16 protein-coding genes and 1 riboswitch are annotated in these 21,784 nt (G+C 70.1%); of the genes, 10 read left to right on the top strand and 6 right to left on the bottom strand.

Annotation, left to right across the window (positions count from 1 at the left end; all coding sequences use genetic code 11):
* Positions 1 to 16 precede the first annotated feature (16 nt).
* From cbiE to AB0N89_RS15045, 5 genes are read left to right on the top strand one after another with little or no spacing between them, the layout of a single operon-like run.
* Positions 17 to 1,165 (top strand): precorrin-6y C5,15-methyltransferase (decarboxylating) subunit CbiE, encoded by a 1,149-nt coding sequence (gene cbiE / locus AB0N89_RS15065; RefSeq protein WP_364204657.1) that lies wholly within the window; start codon positions 17 to 19, stop codon positions 1,163 to 1,165.
* A complete protein-coding gene (cobM, locus tag AB0N89_RS15060) occupies positions 1,162 to 1,923 on the top strand; it encodes a precorrin-4 C(11)-methyltransferase (protein ID WP_364204655.1) in 762 nt (253 codons plus the stop codon). Before cbiE ends, cobM begins: the two co-directional genes overlap by 4 nt.
* Positions 1,920 to 2,930: a Gfo/Idh/MocA family oxidoreductase gene (locus AB0N89_RS15055; protein ID WP_364204653.1), complete on the top strand. Its 1,011-nt coding sequence runs from the start codon at positions 1,920 to 1,922 to the stop codon at positions 2,928 to 2,930. The genes cobM and AB0N89_RS15055 overlap by 4 nt, the downstream gene beginning before the upstream one ends.
* A complete protein-coding gene (locus AB0N89_RS15050) occupies positions 2,927 to 3,670 on the top strand; it encodes a cobalt-precorrin-6A reductase (RefSeq protein ID WP_364204792.1) in 744 nt (247 codons plus the stop codon). The genes AB0N89_RS15055 and AB0N89_RS15050 overlap by 4 nt, the downstream gene beginning before the upstream one ends.
* Positions 3,671 to 3,703: 33 nt before the next feature.
* The gene (locus tag AB0N89_RS15045) at positions 3,704 to 6,808 is read left to right on the top strand and encodes an arabinosyltransferase domain-containing protein (protein WP_364204651.1); all 3,105 of its coding nucleotides are present in this window, start codon (positions 3,704 to 3,706) and stop codon (positions 6,806 to 6,808) included.
* Positions 6,809 to 6,906: 98 nt separating this feature from the next.
* On the opposite strand, the gene helR is transcribed toward AB0N89_RS15045, so the two are convergent.
* The 4 genes from helR to AB0N89_RS15025 form a co-directional block, all read right to left on the bottom strand.
* Entirely contained in the window at positions 6,907 to 9,081 is a 2,175-nt protein-coding gene (gene helR, locus AB0N89_RS15040; protein ID WP_364204649.1) for an RNA polymerase recycling motor ATPase HelR, read from the bottom strand.
* A gap of 197 nt (positions 9,082 to 9,278) precedes the next feature.
* Positions 9,279 to 10,784, bottom strand: coding sequence for a precorrin-2 C(20)-methyltransferase (locus AB0N89_RS15035; RefSeq protein WP_364204647.1), 1,506 nt, complete (start codon positions 10,782 to 10,784; stop codon positions 9,279 to 9,281).
* Positions 10,781 to 11,404, bottom strand: a complete 624-nt coding sequence (locus tag AB0N89_RS15030; protein WP_364204645.1) for a precorrin-8X methylmutase — start codon at positions 11,402 to 11,404, stop codon at positions 10,781 to 10,783. Before AB0N89_RS15030 ends, AB0N89_RS15035 begins: the two co-directional genes overlap by 4 nt.
* Complete coding sequence (locus AB0N89_RS15025; RefSeq protein ID WP_364204643.1) at positions 11,401 to 12,480, bottom strand: precorrin-3B synthase; 1,080 nt, start codon at positions 12,478 to 12,480, stop codon at positions 11,401 to 11,403. The genes AB0N89_RS15030 and AB0N89_RS15025 overlap by 4 nt, the downstream gene beginning before the upstream one ends.
* Positions 12,481 to 12,578: 98 nt before the next feature.
* On the opposite strand from AB0N89_RS15025, the gene AB0N89_RS15020 reads away from it, so the two are divergent.
* From AB0N89_RS15020 to AB0N89_RS15005, 4 genes are all read left to right on the top strand, one after another.
* Positions 12,579 to 13,484: an ABC transporter ATP-binding protein gene (locus AB0N89_RS15020; RefSeq protein WP_364204641.1), complete on the top strand. Its 906-nt coding sequence runs from the start codon at positions 12,579 to 12,581 to the stop codon at positions 13,482 to 13,484.
* On the top strand, positions 13,481 to 14,332 hold the full coding sequence (locus tag AB0N89_RS15015) for an ABC transporter permease (RefSeq protein ID WP_364204639.1): 852 nt from the start codon (positions 13,481 to 13,483) through the stop codon (positions 14,330 to 14,332). Before AB0N89_RS15020 ends, AB0N89_RS15015 begins: the two co-directional genes overlap by 4 nt.
* A gap of 3 nt (positions 14,333 to 14,335) precedes the next feature.
* The gene (locus tag AB0N89_RS15010; protein WP_364204638.1) at positions 14,336 to 14,578 is read left to right on the top strand and encodes a helix-turn-helix transcriptional regulator; all 243 of its coding nucleotides are present in this window, start codon (positions 14,336 to 14,338) and stop codon (positions 14,576 to 14,578) included.
* A gap of 272 nt (positions 14,579 to 14,850) precedes the next feature.
* On the top strand, positions 14,851 to 16,098 hold the full coding sequence (locus tag AB0N89_RS15005; protein ID WP_364204636.1) for a DUF222 domain-containing protein: 1,248 nt from the start codon (positions 14,851 to 14,853) through the stop codon (positions 16,096 to 16,098).
* A gap of 37 nt (positions 16,099 to 16,135) precedes the next feature.
* On the opposite strand, the gene AB0N89_RS15000 is transcribed toward AB0N89_RS15005, so the two are convergent.
* Entirely contained in the window at positions 16,136 to 16,558 is a 423-nt protein-coding gene (locus tag AB0N89_RS15000; RefSeq protein WP_364204634.1) for a hypothetical protein, read from the bottom strand.
* A gap of 132 nt (positions 16,559 to 16,690) precedes the next feature.
* Positions 16,691 to 16,766: riboswitch (cobalamin riboswitch) on the top strand.
* Positions 16,767 to 16,819: 53 nt separating this feature from the next.
* On the opposite strand from AB0N89_RS15000, the gene cobN reads away from it, so the two are divergent.
* Entirely contained in the window at positions 16,820 to 20,416 is a 3,597-nt protein-coding gene (gene cobN, locus AB0N89_RS14995; protein WP_364204632.1) for a cobaltochelatase subunit CobN, read from the top strand.
* 201 nt (positions 20,417 to 20,617) lie between these two features.
* Here the strand turns inward: cobN and AB0N89_RS14990 are convergent, their stop codons facing one another.
* Positions 20,618 to 21,706 (bottom strand): dihydrofolate reductase family protein, encoded by a 1,089-nt coding sequence (locus AB0N89_RS14990; RefSeq protein WP_364204630.1) that lies wholly within the window; start codon positions 21,704 to 21,706, stop codon positions 20,618 to 20,620.
* Positions 21,707 to 21,784 lie beyond the last annotated feature (78 nt).

The raw sequence follows: 21,784 nt of genomic DNA, 5'->3' as shown, positions 1-21,784 counted from the left end.
AAATCCGTCGTCTAGCGTGACCGAGGTGCGCGAAAAATCACCCCTGACGGTCGTCGGGATCGGAGCCGACGGCTGGTCCGGCCTGTCCGCGCAGGCCAGGGAAGCGGTGCTGCGCGCGGACGTCGTCGTCGGTGCGCCACGCCAGCTCGCGTACCTGCCGGCCGGGGTGAGATCCGAGCCGTGGCCGAGCCCGCTCCTCCCCGCCCTGGACGGTTTCCTCGCCGAGCGAGAAGGCCACGTCTGCGTCCTGGCCAGCGGCGATCCGCTCCTGTCCGGGATCGGCACGACGCTGATCCGGCGCGGTCACGACGTCGAGGTCCTGCCCGCGCTCTCCTCGGTGACACTCGCCCGCGCGAGGCTCGGCTGGTCGGCGGAGGAGACCGAGGTGATCACGGTCGTCGGCCGCGCGATCGGCCGGGTGAGCCGGGCGCTGGCCCCCGGGCGGAAGATCCTCGTCCTCGGAACGAACGCCGAAGACCTGCTCGACCTGCTCAAAACCCGCGGCTACGGCAAGAGCCGCGTCACCGCGCTGTCCGACCTCGGCGGCCCCGACGAGCGGATCGGCCCGGGCTCGCTGACCGTGTTCGCGATCGAGGCCGACGGTCCCGCGCTGCCGCTGACCGGGCTGCCCGACGACGCCTTCGAACACGACGGCCAGCTCACCAAACGCGACCTGCGCGCGTCCGCGCTGGCCAGGCTCGCGCCGTCGCCCGGCGAACTGCTGTGGGACGTCGGCGCGGGCGCGGGCAGCGTCGGGATCGAATGGTCCCGGGTCCATCCGCTGAACCGGGCGATCGCGATCGAACGCTCGCCGGAGCGGGCCGCCCGGATCACCCGGAACGCGCACGCGCTCGGCGTCCCGGAACTCGACGTGGTGATCGGCGCGGCACCGGACTCACTCGACGGACTGACCAGGCCGCACGCGATCTTCATCGGCGGCGGGCTGACCGTGCCCGGCGTGCTCGACGCCTGCCTGGCGACCGGTGCGCGGATCGTCGCGCACGGCGTGACCCTCGAATCCGAACAGGCCCTGGCCCGCGCGTACGGCGAACACGGCGGCGAGCTGATCCGCGTCGGCGTCGAGCAGGCGGCGCCGCTGGGCGGATTCACCGGCTGGACCCCGGCGCGAGCCGTGACACAGTGGAACTATCGGAGCAAACCTTGACAGTGCACTTCATCGGCGCGGGTCCCGGCGCGGCCGACCTCATCACCGTGCGCGGCCGTGACCTGCTCGGACGCTGCGGAACCTGCCTGTACCCCGGCAGCATGACGCCGACGGCGCTCCTGGAGTACTGCCCGGACGACGCGGTGCTCATCGACACCGCGGACCTCGACCTCCCCGCGATCGTCGAGCGGATGGTCGAGGCCCACAGAGGCGGCCACGAGATCGCGCGGCTGTGCTCGGGCGACCCGTCGATCTACAGCGCGGTCGCCGAGCAGATGCGCCGACTCGACGCGGCGGGCGTTCCCTACGACGTCACCCCCGGTGTCCCGGCGTTCGCCGCCGCGGCCGCGCTGCTCAACCGGGAACTGACCGTGCCCGAGGTCGGCCAGAGCCTGGTCATCACGCGCGCCCAGGCCCGCTCCACCGCCATGCCCCCGGGTGAGACGCTGGCGAACTTCGCGCGCACCGGCACCACGCTCGCGCTGCATCTGGCGATCAACCGGATCGAGCAGGTAGTCGACGAACTGCGGCCGTTCTATCGGGAAGACTGCCCGGCGGCGGTCGTCGCGCTGGCGAGTCAGCCGGGCGAGCAGGTGCTGCGCGGCACGCTCGGCACCATCGCCGCACAGGCGCGCGAGGCCGGGATCAGCCGCGCCGCGATGATCTTCGTCGGAGAAGTACTTGCGGCCGAAGGATTTCCCGATAGCTTTCTCTATTCGGCCACCAGGGATCGAGCGAGTCAACCGGAGTCCTTGTGAAACTGGGTCATCTCAAAAGCGTGCGCTGGGGCCTGCTGGCCGCCGGGACCATCGCCGCCGAGTTCGCGGCAGGTGTCGAGGAGAGCAAGCACGGTGTGCTCGAAGCCGTCGCCGCGCGCTCCGGCGACCGGGCGGCCAAGTTCGCGAGCCGCTTCGAGATCCCGAAATGCTATGGCTCCTATGAGGATCTGCTCGCCGATCCGGACGTCGACGCGGTCTACATCTCGACGCCGCATCCGATGCACGGCGAGTGGGCGATCCGCGCGGCCGAAGAAGGCAAGCACGTCCTGTGCGAGAAACCGCTGACGGTTTCGGTCAGTGAAGCCGAAAAGGTCATCGAAGCGGCGCGGGCGAACGACGTCTTCCTCATGGAGGCGTTCATGTACCGGCTGCACCCGCAGATCCGGCGGCTGGCCGAGCTGATCTCGTGCGGCGCCATCGGCGAGGTCCGCGCGGTGGACGTCGCGTTCAGTTACAACTTCGCCGTCCCCCGCCTCGTCGAGCCCGCGCTGGGCGGCGGCGGGATCTTCGACGTCGGCTGCTACTGCACCTCACTCGCGCGGCTGGTCTCGCAGGCGGTGACCGGACAGGACGTCGTCGAGCCCGACGAGGTGCTCGGCATGGCGAGGCTCGACGCGAACGGCGTCGACGAGGTCGCGTTCGGGCTGCTCCGGCTGCCGGGCGGGATCCTCGCGCAACTGGCCTGCGGTTTCCAGCTGACACAGGACGACCACATCCGCGTCTACGGCTCGCAAGGTCAGCTGTACGTGCCGAAACCGGCGTGGATCCACGAGATGCGGAAGCCGAAGACCTCGCGGATCGTCCTCACGCCGGAAGGCGGCGAGCCCGAGGTGATCGAGGTCGAAGCGACTCAAGGCCTCTTCGCTCGCGAGGCCGACCACGTCGCCACGCACCTCGCCGACCGGCAGGCGCCCGAACTCACCTGGGCCGAGACGCTCGCCAACCTGCGCACGCTGGAACGGTGGCGCGCGGCCGTGGCGCGATGACGCTGCTGATCCTGGGCGGCACCGGCGAAGCGCGGGAGCTCGCGAAAGCGGTGGCCGGCCAGGGCGAACACGTCGTGTCGTCACTGGCGGGCCGCGTCGCGCGACCGAAGCTGCCCGACGGCGAAGTGCGCGTCGGCGGCTTCGGCGGCCCGGAGGGTCTCGCGCGCTGGCTGACCGAGAACGACGTCGACGCGGTGATCGACGCCACCCACCCCTTCGCCGAACGCATCGGCGCCAACGCGGCCGAAGCCGCCCGTTCGACGGGCGTTCCGTTGCTGCGGCTGGCCCGGCCCGGCTGGACCGAGCAACCCGGCGACACCTGGCACTGGGCCGACGACCTCGGCCACGCCGCGCGACTGCTTCCGACGCTGGGTGACCGCGTGTTCCTCACCAGCGGACGCCAAGGTCTCGCCGCGTTCGCCGGACTCGGCCTCTGGTTCCTGATCCGCTGCGTCGACCCGCCCGAGGTGCCGCTCCCCCGGCGGCACGAAGTCCTGCTCGACCGAGGGCCGTACACGGTGGAGAAGGAACGCGCGCTCATGGAGAGGCACGACGTCCAGGTGCTCGTCACCAAGGACAGCGGCGGCTCGATGACCGCCGCGAAGCTCACCGCCGCCCGCGGACTCGGCCTCCCGGTGGTCGTCGTCCGGCGCCCGAGACGTCCCGAAACGACCAGTGTGACGACAGTCCGGGACGCCCTAACCTGGCTCGGCGGCACGACGAAGGGCAGCCCTGCGTAAGCCGTTCGGACCAGACCCGTTAGCGTTGCGCCGATGCGTTTGATCGCTGTCACGCTGGGGTTGCTGTCCGCCTTGTGCGCATTGGCTTTCCCCTTCCTGCCGGTGGTGCAGGACACAGCGGAGGTCGTCTGGCCAACGGGCGGCGACACCCGCTCCGTCAACGCGCCCTTGACCGGGTACTGGGCCCAGGACCTCCGCGTCGATCTGCCGTGCACGACCGTCCGGTCGCTCGACGCGCGTTCGCAGGGGCAGGCGCTGTTGTTCTCCACCGTGCCCGACGGCCGCACCGACCCGCGCGCGGGCAAGGGCGTCGGCCTCCAGCTGCGCATCGACAGCGGTGTGCTGCTCGCGTCCAGTCAGGGACAGCAGATCGTGCAGCAGCCGCTGCCCGCCGACAAATGCGACATCAAACTGTCGGCGGACGCGAACCAGATGACGCTGACCGTCGCCGAGACCGTGGTGTTCCACGCCGAGGGCGACGTCCGGCCGCGGCTGGTCGGCATCTACTCGTCGATCAACGCGGGCAAGGACCCGATCGCCGGCCTGCACGTGTCGGTCGTCCCGGACACCCGCTACCAGACCTCGCCGACGGTGCTGAAGTGGATCGTCGGCGTGATCGCGGCGCTGTCGTTCATCGGCTGCCTGATCGCGGTGTGGCGGTTGGACTCCGGGGTCGCCCGCCGGGCGCCGCGCTGGGCGCCGGTCGGCTGGTGGCGGCTGACCGCCCGCGACGCGACGGTGATCATCGCGCTCGGCGCGTGGGTCTTCATCGGCCCGGTCACCTCCGACGACGGCTACATCCTCACGATGTCGAGAGTGGCCGAAGAGACCGGCTACCTCACGAACTACCACCGCTGGTTCGGTGTGGCCGAAGCGCCGTTCGGCTGGTTCTACCACGTGTATCAGCTGATGGCGCACGTCAGCACGGTGCCGCCGTGGATCCGGCTCCCGTCGTTCCTGCTCGGCGTGCTGAGCTGGCTGCTGATCAGCCGCGAGGTCATGCCGCGGCTCGGCACCCAGGTCCGGATGAGCCGCGCGGCGGGCTGGGCCGCCGCCGCGGTGTTCCTGGTCTGGTGGATGCCGTTCAACAACGGTGTCCGGCCGGAACCGGTCGCCGCGCTGGGCTCGCTGCTGGCGATCTGCGCCGTGGAACGCGCGCTGGTGACCCGCCGTCTGCTGCCGTTGTGCCTCGGGCTGACCGCCGCCGGGTTCACCCTGGCCGCGACGCCGACCGGGCTGATCGCGGTCGCGCCGTTCCTGGTCGCCGCCCGCCCGCTGTTCAAACTGGTCCGCCAGCGCGCCGAGAACGGCTGGCTGCCGGTGCTCGGGCCGGTGCTGGCCTCGGGGCTGCTGGTGCTGATCGTGGTGTTCGCCGACCAGACCTTCGCCACCGTCCAGGAGGCGACCCGGATCCGCACCTTGGTCGGCCCGAACCTGTCGTGGTTCCAGGAACTCGCGCGCTACCAGCTGCTCTTCGAAAGCCTGCCGGACGGATCGGTGCCACGCCGGTTCCCGGTCCTGCTCGTGCTGCTGTGCACCGGGACCTGCCTGGTGGTGCTGCTGCGCCGCGGCCGGATCCCCGGCGCCGCGCTCGGCCCCAGCCGTCGCCTGATCGGCACGGTCGCGCTGTTCTTCCTGCTGCTGGCCCTGACCCCGACCAAGTGGACGCACCACTTCGGCGCGTTCGCCGCGGTCGGCGCGGCCATGGCGGCGCTGACCGCGCTGGCGACCAGTTCGACCGTGCTGCGGTCCAGACGGAACCGGGCGGCGTTCCTCGCCGGGCTGCTCGTGGTCGGCGCGCTGGCCGCGACCGGGCCCAACTCGTTCTGGTTCGTCTCGAAACTCGGTGTGCAGTGGACCGCGGTGGCGCCGTCGATCGGCGGGATCCCGCTGTCGACGATCCTGCTGGTCGCTGCCGCGATCTCCGGGATCTACGCGTTCGTGGAGAACGTCCGCGCGCATCGGCCCGGCCAGCAGGCGGGACCGCAGGAAGGACGGAGCCGTTCGCTGCGGCTCGGCTCGCTCTCGCTGGTGGTCGTCTGCGGTCTCATGGCCACGGGTGAGTTCGTCAGCATGGCGTGGGCGATCCACAACCAGCAGGGTTCCTACAGCCTCGGCGCCGCGAACTTCGGGCATCTGTTCGGCAAGAGCTGCAACCTCTCCGACCACGTGATGGTGGAACGCGACGCCGCGACCAGCATCCTGCGGGCCCAGTCCGAACAGCGGACGGTGCCGGTCAAGAAGGAGGAGCCGCCCGCCGGGCAGACCCCGCCGCCGCTGCCCGATCCCGAGAAGGACAACGGCCGCGTGCAGACCGGGTTCCACACCCGCGCGATCGACGACAAGGACCCGCTCGCCGAACCTCCGCACGGCTTCAAGCCCGACGAGGTGCCGATGTGGAGCAGCTTCCTCGACCCCGAAACGCGGGCCGGGCGGCTGCGCAGCGACTGGTACGCCCTCGCCGAGAAGCCCGCCGACGGCCAGATCGTGGTCGCCACCGCGGGCGCCGCACGGCGGCCGACGTCGGTCAGCCTCGACTACGGCGTGAACACACCCGAAGGCGTGAAGGTCGTCCGCAGCCAGTTCGTCCTCCCGCCCGGCGCGGGGACCAACGGCTGGAACGACACCCGGATCAACCTGCGTGACCTGCCCGCCGAGACGACGTCCGTGCGGATCAACATCGTCGACAACGACCTCACCGAGGACGGCTGGATCGCGGCGTCCGCGCCCCGCGTGCCGACGTTCACCACGCTGACCGAGAAGATCGCGGGCAAACCGGTGTACGTCGACTGGCCCGCGTCGTTCGTCTACCCGTGCGTGGAGCCGGTGACCTCGCACGACGGCATCTCGAAGATGCCGGAGTACCGGATCACCGCGGGCGCCGTCGCCGACGAGGCGAACTGGGCGTCCAGCACCAACGGCGGTCCGATCGGCTGGCTCGAAGAGGTCGCCGCCGAACCCGAGGTGCCGAGCTACCTGATCGGCCAGCCCAGCCAGTCGTGGGGCCAGCTGCTGCAGGTCGAACCGTTCACCGAGGGGATCGCGCCGACGATCATCCACGGCGAGAAGGTCGTGCCCGGCTGGTGGTCGCCGGGTCCCGGGCCGCAGCAGCCGAACGGCAAGGACCCGACCCGCTAGGCGTAACTCGCGTGCTTGAACCCGTAACTCACGTGCTTGGAGGCGGAACTCGTGAGTTACGCCTCCAAGCACGCGAGTGCGGTGTCCAATCACGCGAGTTACGGGTTCAGGCCCGCCAGCGCGGGCGGCAGCGGGTCCTCGTGAAGGACGCCGAGCCGCTGCGTAGCGCGCGTAAGCGCCACGTAGAGCTCAGCCGCGCCTCGCGGGCCGTCGGCCAGGATCCGTTCCGGGTCGACGACGAGGACGGCGTCGAACTCGAGCCCCTTCGTCTCCGAGGCGGGCACGGTGCCCGGCACTCCCGGCGGTCCGATCACGACGCTGGTGCCTTCACGACCGGCTTCGTCCTTGACGAACTCCTCGATGGCGCCGGCCAGCGACTCCGCCGAAACCTGCCGCGCCCACGGCTCGACACCGTTCGAGCGCACCGATTCCGGCGCCCGGACGTCGGGCGCGAATTCGGCGAGCACCGACGCGGCGACGGCCATGATCTCCGACGGCGTGCGGTAGTTCACCGTCAGCGACCGGTAGACCCAGCGCCCCGGCACGTACGGCTCCAGCATCGCGTCCCACGACCGCGCCCCCGCCTCGGACCGGCGCTGCGCCAGATCCCCGACGACGGTGAAAGACCGGTTGGGACAGCGCCGCATCAGCACCCGCCAGTCCATTTCGGACAGTTCCTGCGCCTCGTCGACGACGACGTGCCGGTACGTCCAGTCCCGGTCCGCGCTCGCGCGCTCGACGAGGCTGCGCGTGTCGTGCTCGACGAACCGGTCGGCGAGTTCGTCGGCGAAGAGGAGGTTTTCCGCGGACAGCATGACGTCTTCGTCCATCTCCTCGCGGTCGAGCTTCATCGTGTCGAGCACCCCTTCGGCGTACTCGGCCTCGGCCTTCTTTTCCCGCGCCAGCGCCTTTTCCGCCGCTTCGTCCGCGGCCTTGTCGCGGCCGAGCAGGTCGACGAGCTCGTCGAGCAGCGGCATGTCCGACACCGTCCAGGCCTCCCCGTCGGCCCGCAGCAACGCCTGGTCGGCCCCCGCCGCGCGCAGCCGTTCCGAGGACGAGAGGAGCGTCCCCAGCAGGCTTTCGGGCGTCAGGATCGGCCAGAGGTCGTCGAGCGCGGCAGTGAACGTCTCGCTCTCGGCCAGTTCCTTGAGCAGGTCCTTCCGCAGCCGCTCCCATTCGTCGCGGTCGTCCCGGCTGAGCCAGCCGCGGCCGATCCGCGCGATCGCCCGCTCGGTCAGGACGTAGGTGACGATGTCGGTGAACGTCACCCGCGCTTCGTTGTGCGGCAAGCCGCTCTTGCGCGCTTCGTCCCTGGCCCATTCCGCGGTCTCGGCGTCGATCCGGACGGTGACGTCGGCCAGCTCGATCAGCACCGGCTCCTCCGGCAGCCGCTGTCGGCCGGCGACGGCGGCCTTGAGGACGTCCAGCATCTTGAGCGACCCCTTGAGCCGCGTCGCCTCCGGACCGTCCTCGGCGGTGACGTGCTTGCCGGGCACGAAATCGCCGGTGGTCATGAACACCACGTCGGTCTCGCCCAGCGACGGCAGCACCCGGCCGATGTGGTGCAGGAACGCCGGATTCGGCCCGACGACGAGCACGCCGTGGCGTTCCATCCGCTCGCGCTGGGTGTAGAGCAGGTATGCGACGCGGTGCAGCGCCACCACGGTCTTCCCGGTGCCCGGCCCGCCCTCGATCACCAGCACACCGGGGTGTTCGTGCCGGATGATCTCGTCCTGTTCGGCCTGGATCGTCGCGACGATGTCGCGCATCCCCTCGCCGCGCGGCGCGTTGACGGCCGCGAGCAGCGCCGCGTCACCCTCCGCGTCGCCGCCGGGGCGGCCGAACACCTCGTCGGTGAAGCCGAGCAGCTCACGTCCGTGCGTGTGGAACTGACGGCGACGGCGCATCTTCTCCGGCGTCGCGGCGGTCGCGGTGTAGAACGGGCGCGCGGCGGGCGCCCGCCAGTCGAGCAGCACCGGTTCGTAGTCGTTCTCCTCGTCGAAGAGCCCGATGCGGCCGATGTACGAGGTCTCCCCGGCCAAGCTGTCCAGCCTGCCGAAGCACAGGCCGTTGTCCACGACGTCCAGCCGGCGCGACTCCCTGGCCAGCGCGCGCACCTCGACGTCGCGTTCCATGGCCGTCCCGCCGGTCCCGCCCAGCGCGGCCTGGAACTCCCCCTTCACCCGGGCGCGTTCGGCGTCCAGGCGCGTGTAGAGCCCGGCGACGTATTCGCGTTCGGACCGGAGCTCTTCTTCATGACCCTGAGTTGACACAGACTCCCATTTCGCCAGGTTTCGGCTACGGCGAGTGAGTCTGCGGCATCACCGGGGGCTTGTGGCAAGTCCCCCCATGCGCTATATGTTTATTACGGAGAGAGTTACTCCGTCTACTTCTCTGCCCCGTCGGGCCCTGTATCCAGGCTGAGGCCGGGGGCGCGAGCGGAATCGGCCCGGAACGCCGGGCCGAGCCGTCACTCGTAGCTGCGCGGTGTCCAGACCACCCCGTTCTCGGCGCGGGTCTTCGACGAACCCACGATCAGCAGGCACCGCATGTCCACTTCCGACGGCTCCAGCGTGCCGAGGGTGACGACGCGGATGTCCTCCTCCGGTCCGCCGACGTCGCGGGCGACGACCACCGGCGTCTCGGGCGCGCGGTGCCGCAGCAGGACGTCACGGGCCTGCGCGAGCTGCGTGGTCCGCGTGCGGGACGCCGGGTTGTACAGCGCCAGCACGAGATCCGCCGCGCCCGCCGCGTCGAGCCGTCGTTCGATGATCTCCCACGGCTTGAGCCGGTCCGACAGCGAAAGCACGCAATAGTCGTGCCCCAGCGGCGCGCCGACCCGGGACGCGGCCGCCTGCGCGGCGGTCACGCCCGGCACGATCCGCACCCGCGTTCCCGTCCCGTGTCCGGCGGCGAGCTGCTCCAGCACGGCCGACGCCATCGCGAAGACGCCCGGGTCGCCGGAGGACACCACCGCGACCTTGGCGCCGTTCGCGGCCAGTTCCAGCGCTTCGACGGCGCGTTCGGCCTCGACACGATTGCCCGACGCGTGCCGCCGCTGGCCCGCGCGCTGCGGCACCCGCGCGACGTACGGGCCGTAGCCGACGATGTGCTCCGCCGCGGCCAGTTCCTCGGTCGCTTCGGGAGTCAGCCAGCCAGGCCCCGCGGGGCCGAGGCCGACGACCATGACTTCGCCGCCGGTGTGCGTTTCCGGCTTCCGGGGGACTTCGGGTTCGTCGGCGAGCCGGGACGCGTACGCGGGGCTGGGCAGCAGCGCCAGCGAGAAGTACGGCACCGATTCCGGGTCGACGTCGGCCAGCGGCTCGACGCGCTGCGCCTGCCAGGTGGCGCGTTCGATGTAGAAGGCGTCGTCCAGCTTCCCGGCCTCGGCCAGCGCCTCGCGGACGTTGCCGAACGTGCGGCCGAGTTTGAGCACCGCCGCGGCCTGCGTGTCGGCGAGGCGTCGCGCGAGCTCCGGCGCGGGCAGGGTGCCGGGAAGGATGGTGAGGACCTCGTCGCGCTGCACCAGCGGGCGGCCGAGCACCGACGACGCCGCGCTGACCGACGTCACGCCGGGCACCACGGTCGCCTCGTAGCGGTCGGCGAGCCGCTCGTGCATGTACATGTAGGAGCCGTAGAAGAACGGGTCGCCTTCGCAGAGCACCACCACGTCGCGTCCGGCGTCGAGGTGCTCGGCGAGCCGCTTCGCGCTCAGCTCGTAGAAGTCGGCGATGGCGCCTTCGTAGCCGCCGGGGTGGTCGGTGGTCTCGGTGGTGACCGGGTAGACCAGCTTCTCCTCGACCTGGCCGTCCCGCAGGTACGGCTCGGCGACCGACCGCGCGATGCTCCGGCCGTGCCGCGCACTGTGATAGGCGATGACGTCCGCCTCGCCGATCAGCCGCGCGGCCTTGACCGTCATCAGTTCCGGGTCACCGGGCCCGAGCCCGACACCCCAGAGTTTCCCGAGCCCGCTCATTCGACCTCACTCGCCATCGCGTTGATCGCGGCGACGGCCATCGCGCTGCCGCCGCGACGTCCGTGCACCACCAGGTACGGGGCCGGCGCCCGGTCCGCGAGTTCCACTTTGGACTCGGCGGCGCCGACGAAACCCACCGGGACGCCGATGATCGCCGCCGGGGCGCCGACACCCTCGTCGAGCAGTTCCAGCAGGCGGAACAACGCGGTGGGCGCGTTGCCGATCGCCACCACGGAACCGGGCAGCTTGTCGCGCCAGAGTTCCAGCGCGGCCGCGGACCGGGTGGTGCCCATCCGCTCGGCCAGCCCCGGCACCTTCGGGTCGGACAACGTGCACAGCACCTCGTTGGCGGAAGGCAAACGTTTGCGGGTCACACCGGAGGCGATCATGTTGGCGTCGCAGAGGATCGGCGCGCCCGCTTCGAGGGCGGCGCGGCCGGACTCCACGACGTCCAGGCTGTAGCGGAGGTCGTCGACCAGGTCGACCATCCCGCAGGCGTGGATCATCCGCACGGCCAGCACCGCGACGTCGTCGGGGAGGATCGCGAGATCCGCCTCCTCGCGGATGGTGGCGAACGAATGCCGGTAGATCTCGGCCCCGTCCCGGATGTAGTCGATCACTGCTGTCCTTTCTCGGCCAACGCCTTCGCCAGCTCGCCGGCCGGGACGAACGCCCCGTCGACCAGATAACCGTCCTCCGTCGCGAGCACGTCGACGTGCTCGTGCGCGGGTTTTCCACAACGCCGTCCGCAACCGGCGAAATGGGCTCTCGGGGCCCGGCCGACCCGCGCCGCGTCGGCCCGGACGTCGGCCAGCGACTTCGCGCAGCCCGGCCGTCCGATGCAGGCGCTGATCCCGAGCGAAGGCGCGTCCGGATCGGCGACCAGTCCGGTGTCCGGCTCGAGGGGACCGCGGACCAGGATCGACCGCCACGGGGTGACCACGGCGTTCCCGGCCCTCGCGATCGCGCGCGCCTGTGCCGAGGTCAGGCGGCCGAAGACCGGGGCTACCGCGATCGCGTCGCCGATCGGTCCGATGGGCAGGCCTGGCCCGGTAGCGAAGACCTCAGGCTCGGTTCGCTCTCCCGGAATGCCGCCGACCAGCGGTTTCGTGTCGGAAAGTTCACTGACCCGCCAAGCCGTGCCCCTGGTCCGGAGGAACGCGCGCGCGACCGAGATCAGCGCGTCGACGGCGTGTTCGGCGGGGACGCGCAGGCCGGTGTCCTGGCCGGCGAGCAGGACCGCGCCGTCACGCCAGCAGACGTCGGCGCCTTCTCCCGCGACGTCGCCTTCTCCGCCGTCGAGCGCGAAGAGGAAGCGCCCCGGAAGTTCGGCGAGCTCGGGGACGGTGCACAGGGCTTTGTCGAGCGCGGCGGCGAGTTCCTGGGCGACGTCGCTCAGCGGCGAAGCGAGGATGTTGCGGACGCGTTCGTGCGACGGCGAAGGCAGAAGCCCGGCACTCGTGAGCCTGGCCGCGAGACCGGGACGGGTGACGCCGCGAAGCTGGATGTTGCCGCGCGAGGTCAGGTGCAGAGCGCCGTCGCCGAGGTCGTCGGCGGCGTCCGCGAGAGCCCGGAGCCTGTCCGCCGTGATGGCGCCACCGGGCAGCCGGACGCGGGCGAGCGGACCGTCCGCGGCGTCGTGGGTGGCGAAAACACCGGGGCACGCATCGGCTCGGACACGTGCGCTCGCGGACATGCGCTCACTGTAGATGGCCTCTTTGAGAGGGAGTAATCATCGGATCGAATGTAGTAGGTGTGCTACATTCGATCGCAGCACTGAGATGGGGGTGACCTATGAGAGATCCACACGACGTGATGATCTCCGTCAAAGATCTCCGGATGCGGTACGGGACGAACGACGTCCTCCACGGGGTGGACTTCACCGCGCACCGCGGCGAGGTGATCTGCCTGCTGGGGCCGAACGGGGCGGGCAAGACCACGACGATCGAGATCCTCGAAGGCTTCCGGATGCGCTCGGAGGGCGAGGTCAGCGTGCTGGGCATCGACCCGGCGCACGCGGACGAGGACTGGAGGGCGCGGCTGGGGGTCGTCCTCCAGTCCTGGCGCGACCACGCGAAGTGGCGGGTGCGGGAACTGCTGGAGCACCTGGGCAGCTACTACGCGCCGTACTCCACCGACCGCATCAAGCGGCCGTGGGACGCGGACGAGCTGATCGCCGCGGTCGGGCTGACCGCGCACGCGGACAAGCGGGTCCGGATGCTGTCGGGCGGGCAGCGGCGCCGTCTAGACGTCGCGATCGGCATCGTCGGCCGCCCGGAACTGCTGTTCCTCGACGAGCCGACCGCCGGACTGGACCCGGAGGCGCGGCGCGAGTTCCACGAACTCGTGCACCGGCTGACCGATGACGACGACACGACGATCCTGCTCACCACGCACGACCTCGACGAGGCCGAGAAACTGGCCGACCGGATCCTGATCCTGAACCACGGCCGGATCGTGGCCGACGGTTCGGCCGACGCGCTGAGCAGGCAGATCGCCGGCGAGGCCGAGGTGCGCTGGACGCTGGACGGCCAGCGGTTCGTGCACTCGACGACGGAATCGACGAAGTACGTGCACGAACTGTTCAAGCAGCACGGGGACGCCGTCGACGACCTGGAGGTCCGGCGGGCGTCGCTCGAAGACACCTACATGACCCTCGTCCGCAAGGCCGAGACCCTCGAGGCGGTGGGCGCGCGATGAACCCGGTTCAGCACAGTGTCCGGATGGGCGTCCGGCGGGGCTGGCTCGAAGCACGCCAGATGATGACCAACCGCGAAGACCTGTTCAACACCTTCGTCTTCCCGGCGATCTTCATCGTCGTCATGTTCTTCATGCGCGACGCGAAACTGCCGGGCATGGAGTTCTCGCTCGGCGCCGCGACCGTGCCGAGCGTGCTGGGCGCGGGCATCGTGTTCAGCGGCATGCTCGGGATGGCGGGCGTCCTCGCGGTCGAACGCGAGGACGGCACGCTCCTGCGCGCCAAGGCCACCCCGAACGGCATGGTCGGCTACCTCGTCGGCAAGGTCGTCACGGTCTCCCTCAGCACCGTCATCGGGATGCTGCTGGTGCTGTTCCCGAGCCTGATCCTGTTCGACGGCATCGCCCCGGGCGGGCTGACGTCCTGGCTGGGCCTGCTGTGGGTGCTGGTGCTCGGCCTGCTCGCCACCATGCCGATCGGCGCGATCTTCGGCTCACTGACCACGAACGCGCGCAGCATCGGGCTGATCATGCTGCCCACCCTGGGCCTCGGCGCGATCTCCGGGATCTTCTACCCGATCACCGCGCTGCCCGAATGGCTGCAGGGCATCGGCCAGGTTTTCCCGATGTACTGGCTCGGCCTCGGCATGCGGTCGGCACTGCTGCCGGATTCGACGGTGATGATCGAGATCGGGCACTCTTGGCGGCCTTGGGAGACCCTCGGCGTGCTGGCCGCGTGGGCCGTGATCGGATTGGTCCTGGCCCCGGTGGTCCTGCGTCGGATGGCGCGCCGCGAATCCGGGTCCTCGGTGGCGGCACGACGGGAAAAGGCGATGCAGCGAATTGGCTAGCTCATGAGCGAGGTCGTTTACAACCGGATCGCGATGCTGCGGGCGGAACGGGGCATCTCCCGCCGCGAGCTCGCCGATGCGCTGGGCGTGCACTACCAGACCATCGGCTACCTCGAACGCGGCGAGTACAGCCCGAGCCTCTACCTCGCGCTGCGGATCGCGGGATTCTTCGAGGTGACGGTGGAGATCATCTTCTCCACCGCCCCTTTCCCGCGGATCGGGGATTCCTCGGAACGCTCGGCGTGAGCCTGCTGGAGCGGGCGCACGCTCACGCTGTCCGGCTGGGGCGGGATCGGATCGGAGGCGAGGAACTCCTGCTCGCGAGCCTCGCAATTAGAGGACTAAATGCGGTGACGATGCCGGTCCCGAGCACCTGCCACACCACTCCACTCTTGCGTGAAGCATTTAGAGGACTAATCGCGAATGGTGCCGGGTCACCCGTCAGTGGGAAATGTGCGGACTCGCCAGTGGCGTAAAGTTACGAACACATGTTCGAATTTGAGGTGTAGTATTGAAGGGTGTCCGAGACCGTTCTCCCCGAGTTGCCGCAGGAGTTGTGGCGCGCCGACAAGCTGGAGCTTGCCCATGGCGTGCGACAGTTCTTGCAGGTGATGCGGGTCGCCTCCGCTGGCTTGGGCCGGTATTTGGCGGAGGTCGAGTCCCGGGGCGTGAAGGACTTGTTCGGCTATGGCACCACGATCAAATGGTTTGCCGATGTGGCGGGGCTTTCTTTTCAGGAGGCCCGGCCGGTGGTGAATCAGGCGATCGCGTTGAACCCGACCCGCGCCCTAGACGGCACCGAAGTCCCAGCGGTCGCGCCCACCACCGGCGCTGCGGCCGCTGAAGGGTTGGTCGGGGCGGAGCGGATCCAGCAGATCCTGGAGATTCTCGCGAAGCTCCCTGCCGACACCTCTGCTGAGGAGCGGGAGAGCGCCGAGAAGATTCTCGGCAACCTCGCCCGGGACGCGGGTCCCCGGCAGCTGGTGAAGGCGGAGGCGAACATTCTCGCCTGGCTCGACCCCGACGGGAACAAGCCCAAGGAGCCAGAACCGAAGCAGCCGCGCCGCGAGGTCACTCTGGAGCGCCGCAAGGACGGGTTCTGGAAGCTGAACGGGCTGCTCGATGACGAGCTGGGTGCCCGGACCGCCGCCGCGCTGGAGGCCTACGCGAAACCCCGCCCGGTCGACGAATTCGGCCAAGCCGATCTGCGAACGAAGGCCGAACGCCAGGGTGACGCCTGGGCCGAGCTGCTCGATCTCGCTATCGCCTGCCCTGACCAGCCCGGAACGAGCGGCTACCGCACTCTCGTGCACGTCACCATCGGCCTGGACGAGCTCAAGACCGGGATCGGGAAAGCCTGCCTCGACTTCGTCGGCACCATGACCGCCCGCGAAGCCCGCATGGCCGCCTGCGACTGCCTCATGCTCCCGGTGGTCATGAACGCCGCCGGAGAACCCCTCGACGTGGGACGACTACGACGGTTCGTCACCCCAGGCCAAAGACGAGCGCTCAACATCCGCGACCGCGGCTGCGCGTTCCCGGGCTGTCATCGAAGACCGAAGAACTGTCACGCCCACCACATCCACCACTGGGCAGACGGCGGCCCCACGGATCTTCGGAACCTGGTCCTGCTCTGCAGCTTCCACCACCGGCTGATCCACCACGGCGACTGGCACGTCCGCATGGCCACCGACGGGCTACCCGAGTTCATCCCACCCCAATACCTCGACCCGTTACGAAGAACCCGGCGCAACACACACGCATGACCCGAGGAGCCCGCCAGCCACACCGGCGACGGGCCCCTCACCATGCCTGTGGCTGGGTGAGCCGGTTGTACGAACCCCGGAAGTCGAAGAAGGTCAAGCCTTCGTATCGCGCGTGGGACCGGATCTCGCTCGCCGTCCACGCATGGTCGCTGAAGTCGTCTGTCACGACGCCACCATGCTCAAGCAGGGTCAGGACCAGCCGCCGCAGTTGCCCGGTTCCTTCGACCCGGCCGGACACTTCGATCTCTATCGCCCAGTCCGGGCGGTGACCGATCGCGGGAATCAGATGCTCGTCGGCTTCCTGTTCCCAGCCCTGGTAGAGGTGGTCGTCCTCGGACTTCAGCCAGCAGTACAGCACGTCTTCCACCAGCCAGGGCTCGTTCTGGCTTGGCGAAAGCGCATCAAGCGCAGCGACGATGCCCGCCTGATCCAGTCGGGGGAACACGAAGACCGATCGCATACCCGCAAATCTGTCCGAGCACACCGCTCACGACCAGCGAGTACCCTGCCTCGGACCGCCTGCCGGACACATCACCTTGACTCCCGCCGGACCGCACCGGAGAGTGAGCGGAGACCCACGCGACGGCAGAGGGAGGAACCCGGTGAGAGTCCGGGGCGGTCCCGCCACTGTCACCTCTCGCAGCCAAGAGAGAGGAAGCCAGGAACTCCGGCCGTCGCGACCGCACGACCCGGGGCGCGGACACCCCGAGTGAGGACTGCCGTGATCCTGCTTCTGTCCACTTCGGACACCGACCTGCTCAGCGCACGCGCCAGTGAGGCCGACTACCGGCTGGCCAACCCCGCCCGGCTCGACCTCGCCGAGCTGCCCGGCCTGCTCGACGGCGCCCGGATCGTCGTCGTCCGGATCCTCGGGTCCGAGCGGAGCTGGCAGGAGGGGCTCGACACGGTCCGTGCGAGCGGCGCGCACGTGATCGTCCTCGGCGGTGAGCAGACGCCGGACGCGCAGCTCATGAAGCTGTCCACGGTCCCGGCGGGCACGGCGGCGGAGGCGCACGCGTACCTCGCGCAGGGCGGCCCCGCCAACCTCACCCAGCTGCACCGGTTCCTGAACGACACGCTCCTTCTCACGGGTGACGGCTTCGAGCCGCCCGCCGTGCAACCGCTCTGGGGAGTCCTGGAGCGCACACCCGAGCAAACCACCGGTCCGGTCATCGCGATCCTCTACTACCGCGCGCATCACCTGTCCGGTAACACCGAGTTCGTCCACGCCCTCTCCGACGCCATCGAGGACGCCGGGGGCCGCGCGCTCCCGATCCACTGCGCGTCCCTGCGCACCCGCGAGCCGGAGATGATGGCCGAGCTCGCCAAGGCCGACGCGCTCCTGGTCACCGTGCTGGCCGCCGGCGGCACGCGGCCGTCGGAGGTCGGCGCCGGCGGGGACGACGAGGCGTGGGACGTCGCCGAGATGGCCGCGCTCGACATCCCGATCCTCCAGGCGCTCTGCCTCACCAGCGACCGCGAGACCTGGTCCGCCAACGACGACGGCCTCTCCCCGCTCGACGCGGGCAACCAGATGGCCGTCCCCGAATTCGACGGCCGCCTCATCACCGTCCCGTTCTCGTTCAAGGAGATCGACGACGACGGCCTCCCGAAGTACGTGCCGGACGCCGAACGCGCGTCGCGGGTCGCCAAGATCGCGCTCGCCCACGCGAGGTTGCGCCACACGCCGCCGCGGGAGCGCCGCATCGCGCTGATGCTGTCCGCGTACCCGACGAAGCACTCCCGCGTCGGCAACGCCGTCGGCCTCGACACCCCCGCGTCCGCGATCGAGCTGCTGCGCCGCATGCGCGACCAGGGCTACGACCTCGGCGAGGACCCGTTCCCCGGCGTCGAGCCCACCGGCACCGACCAGCCGGACGGCGACGCGCTGATCCACGCGCTCATCGCCGCGGGCGGCCAGGATCCGGAGTGGCTCACCGAGGAACAGCTTTCCGGCAATCCGATCCGCGTCCCGGCCGACAAGTACCGCGCGTGGTTCGCCGAGCTGCCCGCGGAACTGCGCGAGGGCATGGAGGAGCACTGGGGTCCCGCGCCCGGTGAGCTCTATGTGGACAAGTCTCTAAACAAAGCGGGCGACATCGTCCTGGCGTCGCTGCAGTCCGGCAACGTCATCCTGATGATCCAGCCGCCCCGCGGGTTCGGCGAGAACCCGGTGGCGATCTACCACAACCCGGACCTCCCGCCGAGTCACCACTACCTGGCCGCGTACCGCTGGCTGGAGGAGGAGTTCGGCGCGCACGCCGTCGTCCACCTCGGCAAACACGGTTCGCTCGAATGGCTTCCCGGCAAGACCGCGGGTCTCTCGGACTCCTGCGCGCCGGACGCGGTCCTCGGCAACCTGCCGCTGATCTACCCGTTCCTGATCAACGACCCGGGCGAGGGCGCGCAGGCGAAACGGCGCGCGCACGCGACGATCGTCGACCACCTGATCCCGCCGATGGCCCGCGCCGAGAGCTACGGCGACATGGCCCGTCTCGAACAGCTTCTCGACGAGCACGCCAACATCGCCGCGATGGACCCGGCGAAGCTGCCCGCGGTCCGCGCGCAGATCTGGACACTGATCCAGGCCGCGAAGCTGGACCACGACCTCGGTGTCGAGGAACGGCCGCACGACGCGGAGTTCGACGACTTCCTGCTGCACATCGACGGCTGGCTGTGCGAGGTCAAGGACGCCCAGATCCGCGACGGCCTGCACATCCTCGGCGCCGCGCCGGTGGGCGAGGCGCGGATCAACCTCGTGCTCGCGATGCTGCGCGCGCAGCAGATGTGGGGCGGCAAACAGGGCGCCGTCCCCGGTCTTCGTTCAGCTTTGGGGCTCAAGGAAAACAGCGACGCACCACTGTCCGAAGTGGACGCCATCGAGCAGACGGCCCGGTCGCTCGTCGAGGCGATGGAAGCGCGGGACTGGTCCCCCGCCGCCGTCGCCGAAGTCGTCGCCGAAGTGCCGGAACACCAGGAGGTCGCGCGGGTCCTGACCTTCGCCGCGACCGAGATCGTGCCACGGCTGGCGGGCACCGGCGCCGAGATCGACGCCGTGCTCCACGCGCTCGACGGCGGCTACATCCCGGCGGGTCCCAGCGGTTCTCCGCTGCGCGGCCTGATCAACGTGCTGCCGACCGGCCGCAACTTCTACACCGTCGACCCGAAGGCCATCCCGAGCCGTCTCGCCTGGGAGACCGGGCAGGCACTCGCCGACTCGCTTCTCCGCCGCTACAAGGAGGACACCGGCGACTGGCCGCGTTCGGTCGGCCTCTCGGTCTGGGGCACGTCGGCCATGCGCACGTCGGGTGACGACGCCGCCGAAGTCCTTGCCCTGCTGGGTGTCCAGCCGGTCTGGGACGAGGCGTCGCGACGGGTCACCGGGATCGAGTCCATCCCGCTCGCCGAGCTCGGCCGTCCGCGCGTCGACGTCACCGTCCGGATCAGCGGTTTCTTCCGTGACGCCTTCCCGCACGTCATCACGCTGCTGGACGACGCCGTGCGCCTCGTCGCGAACCTGGACGAACCGGACGAGCAGAACTTCGTCCGCGCCCACACCCGCGCGGATCTGGCCGCGCACGGGGACGAACGCCGGGCCACCACGAGGATCTTCGGGTCCAAGCCCGGCGCGTACGGCGCGGGCCTGCTGCCGCTGATGGATTCCGGGAACTGGCGCGACGACAAGGATCTCGCCGAGGTCTACGCGGTCTGGGGCGGGTTCGCCTACGGCCGCGACCTCGACGGCCGACCGGCGCGCGAGGACATGGAGAACTCGTACAAGCGGATCGTGGTGGCGGCCAAGAACACCGACACCCGCGAGCACGACATCGCCGACTCGGACGACTACTTCCAGTACCACGGCGGGATGATCGCGACCGTCCGCGCGCTGACCGGCACCGCGCCGGCGTCCTACGTCGGTGACAGCACCACGCCGGACGCGGTCCGCACCCGCACCCTCGGCGAGGAGACCGCCCGCGTCTTCCGGGCCCGCGTGGTCAACCCGCGCTGGCTGTCGGCGATGCGCAAGCACGGCTACAAGGGCGCCTTCGAGCTGGCGGCGACGGTCGACTACCTCTTCGGTTTCGACGCCACCGCGGGCGTGGTGGGCGACTGGATGTACGAGAAGCTCAGCGAGTCCTACGTGCTCGACGAGGTCAACCAGGAGTTCCTGCGCCAGGCCAACCCGTGGGCGTTGCGCGGCATCATCGAGCGCCTGAACGAGGCCGCCGATCGGGGGCTGTGGGCGGAGCCGGACGCCGATCTTTTGGCTCAGCTGCGGGAGGTCTACCTCTCGCTGGAGGGGGACCTCGAATCCTGACGTCACCCCTTGGAGCGGCCCCATGGCACTCCCGGCGGTACCACTGTCGTATGCGCAGAACTTAGCGTGACAAGGGCGGTGGGATGACAACGATCGGGAGGACAGCGATGATCAAGCGTCTGTTGAAGGTCGTGCTTCGCCACGGTTGCTGCTCGGCGTGCACCGGTCAGGGCTGCGGCTGCTGCGACGCCTGCAAGTAGGTCAGGGGCGGACACCCGCGATGTGGGTGTTCGCGCGGCGGACGTCGGCCGCGAGGGCTGGTACCTCGATCACCCGGCGTCCGGCCGCCTCCAGTGTCTCGGCGCCGACGCAGTCGACGAACACCGACGGCTCGCGCCAGGCGAAAACGACGCGCGGGATGCCGGCGTCGAGGATGAGCCGGGTGCAGCTTCGCGGATGTGACGTCCGCGAGCTGCACGGCTCCAGTGACGTGTACATCGTCGCCTCCGCCAGTCTCGGATCTCCGGGTTCGAGCTTGGCTAGCGCGGCTTCTTCGGCGTGGTTGGCGGGATCACCGTCGCCCGAGTAGCCGGTGGAGATCACTTCGCCGTCGGCGTCGGTGATGACCGCCCCGACGCGGAAAGTGCGCGGCGGGCAGTTCTCGGCCAGCGCGATGGCTTCGCGCAGCCGTAGAATGTCCACTTCGGACGGTTCCGGCGTGGCGTGGTACTCCAGCACGGCGATGTCGCCCAGCCGCGTGCTGTCGACGAGCGTGAGCCCGCGCGGGAAAGCGCCCGGACCGGTGAATCGCGGGGCACGCGGATCGCCGACGAAGAACGGCGCGACGGCCAGGTGCAGTTCGTCGACGAGCCCTTCGGTGAGGAACTGCGTGTGGATCGCGCCGCCGCCCTCGACCATCAGCCGCCGGATACCGCGCGCGTGGAGGTCGGCCAGCATGCCGCGCAGATCCACCAGGTCGACGACGGTCGCCTTCACTCCGGTGACGACCCCGGGCGGGGCGTAGACCAGCTTCTCCGCGTCGCCGACGGTGAAGAACCGCGCCGCCGGATCAAGGGACCCGCTCCGCGTGACGGTGACTTTGACCGGCTGTTCCGGGCGGCCGGCGGCGACCCGTTCCGCGACCAGCTCCGGCGAGCGGACCAGCAAGCGGGGGTTGTCCGCGCGCACCGTGTTCGCGCCTACGAGGATCGCGTCCGACACCGCGCGCAGCCCGTCCACCCTGGCCCAGTCCTCGTCACCGGACAGCACCAGGCGGGTGTCGGTCGCGTCGTCGAGGTAGCCGTCCAGCGAGACCGCGGCGGACAACAGGACGTGGGGTCGTTCGATCACGCCCGCCAGTATGCCCCGCGAAATTCAGTCGCACCGCGGACGCGCGCGGGCTAGGGTGGCCCGATGATCTTGTGAGAC

Source organism: Amycolatopsis sp. NPDC089917, from assembly GCF_040684635.1.
GTDB lineage: Bacteria > Actinomycetota > Actinomycetes > Mycobacteriales > Pseudonocardiaceae > Amycolatopsis.
The sequence above is the reverse complement of the archived record's forward strand: the minus strand, read 5'-3'. Positions and strand labels throughout refer to the sequence as shown.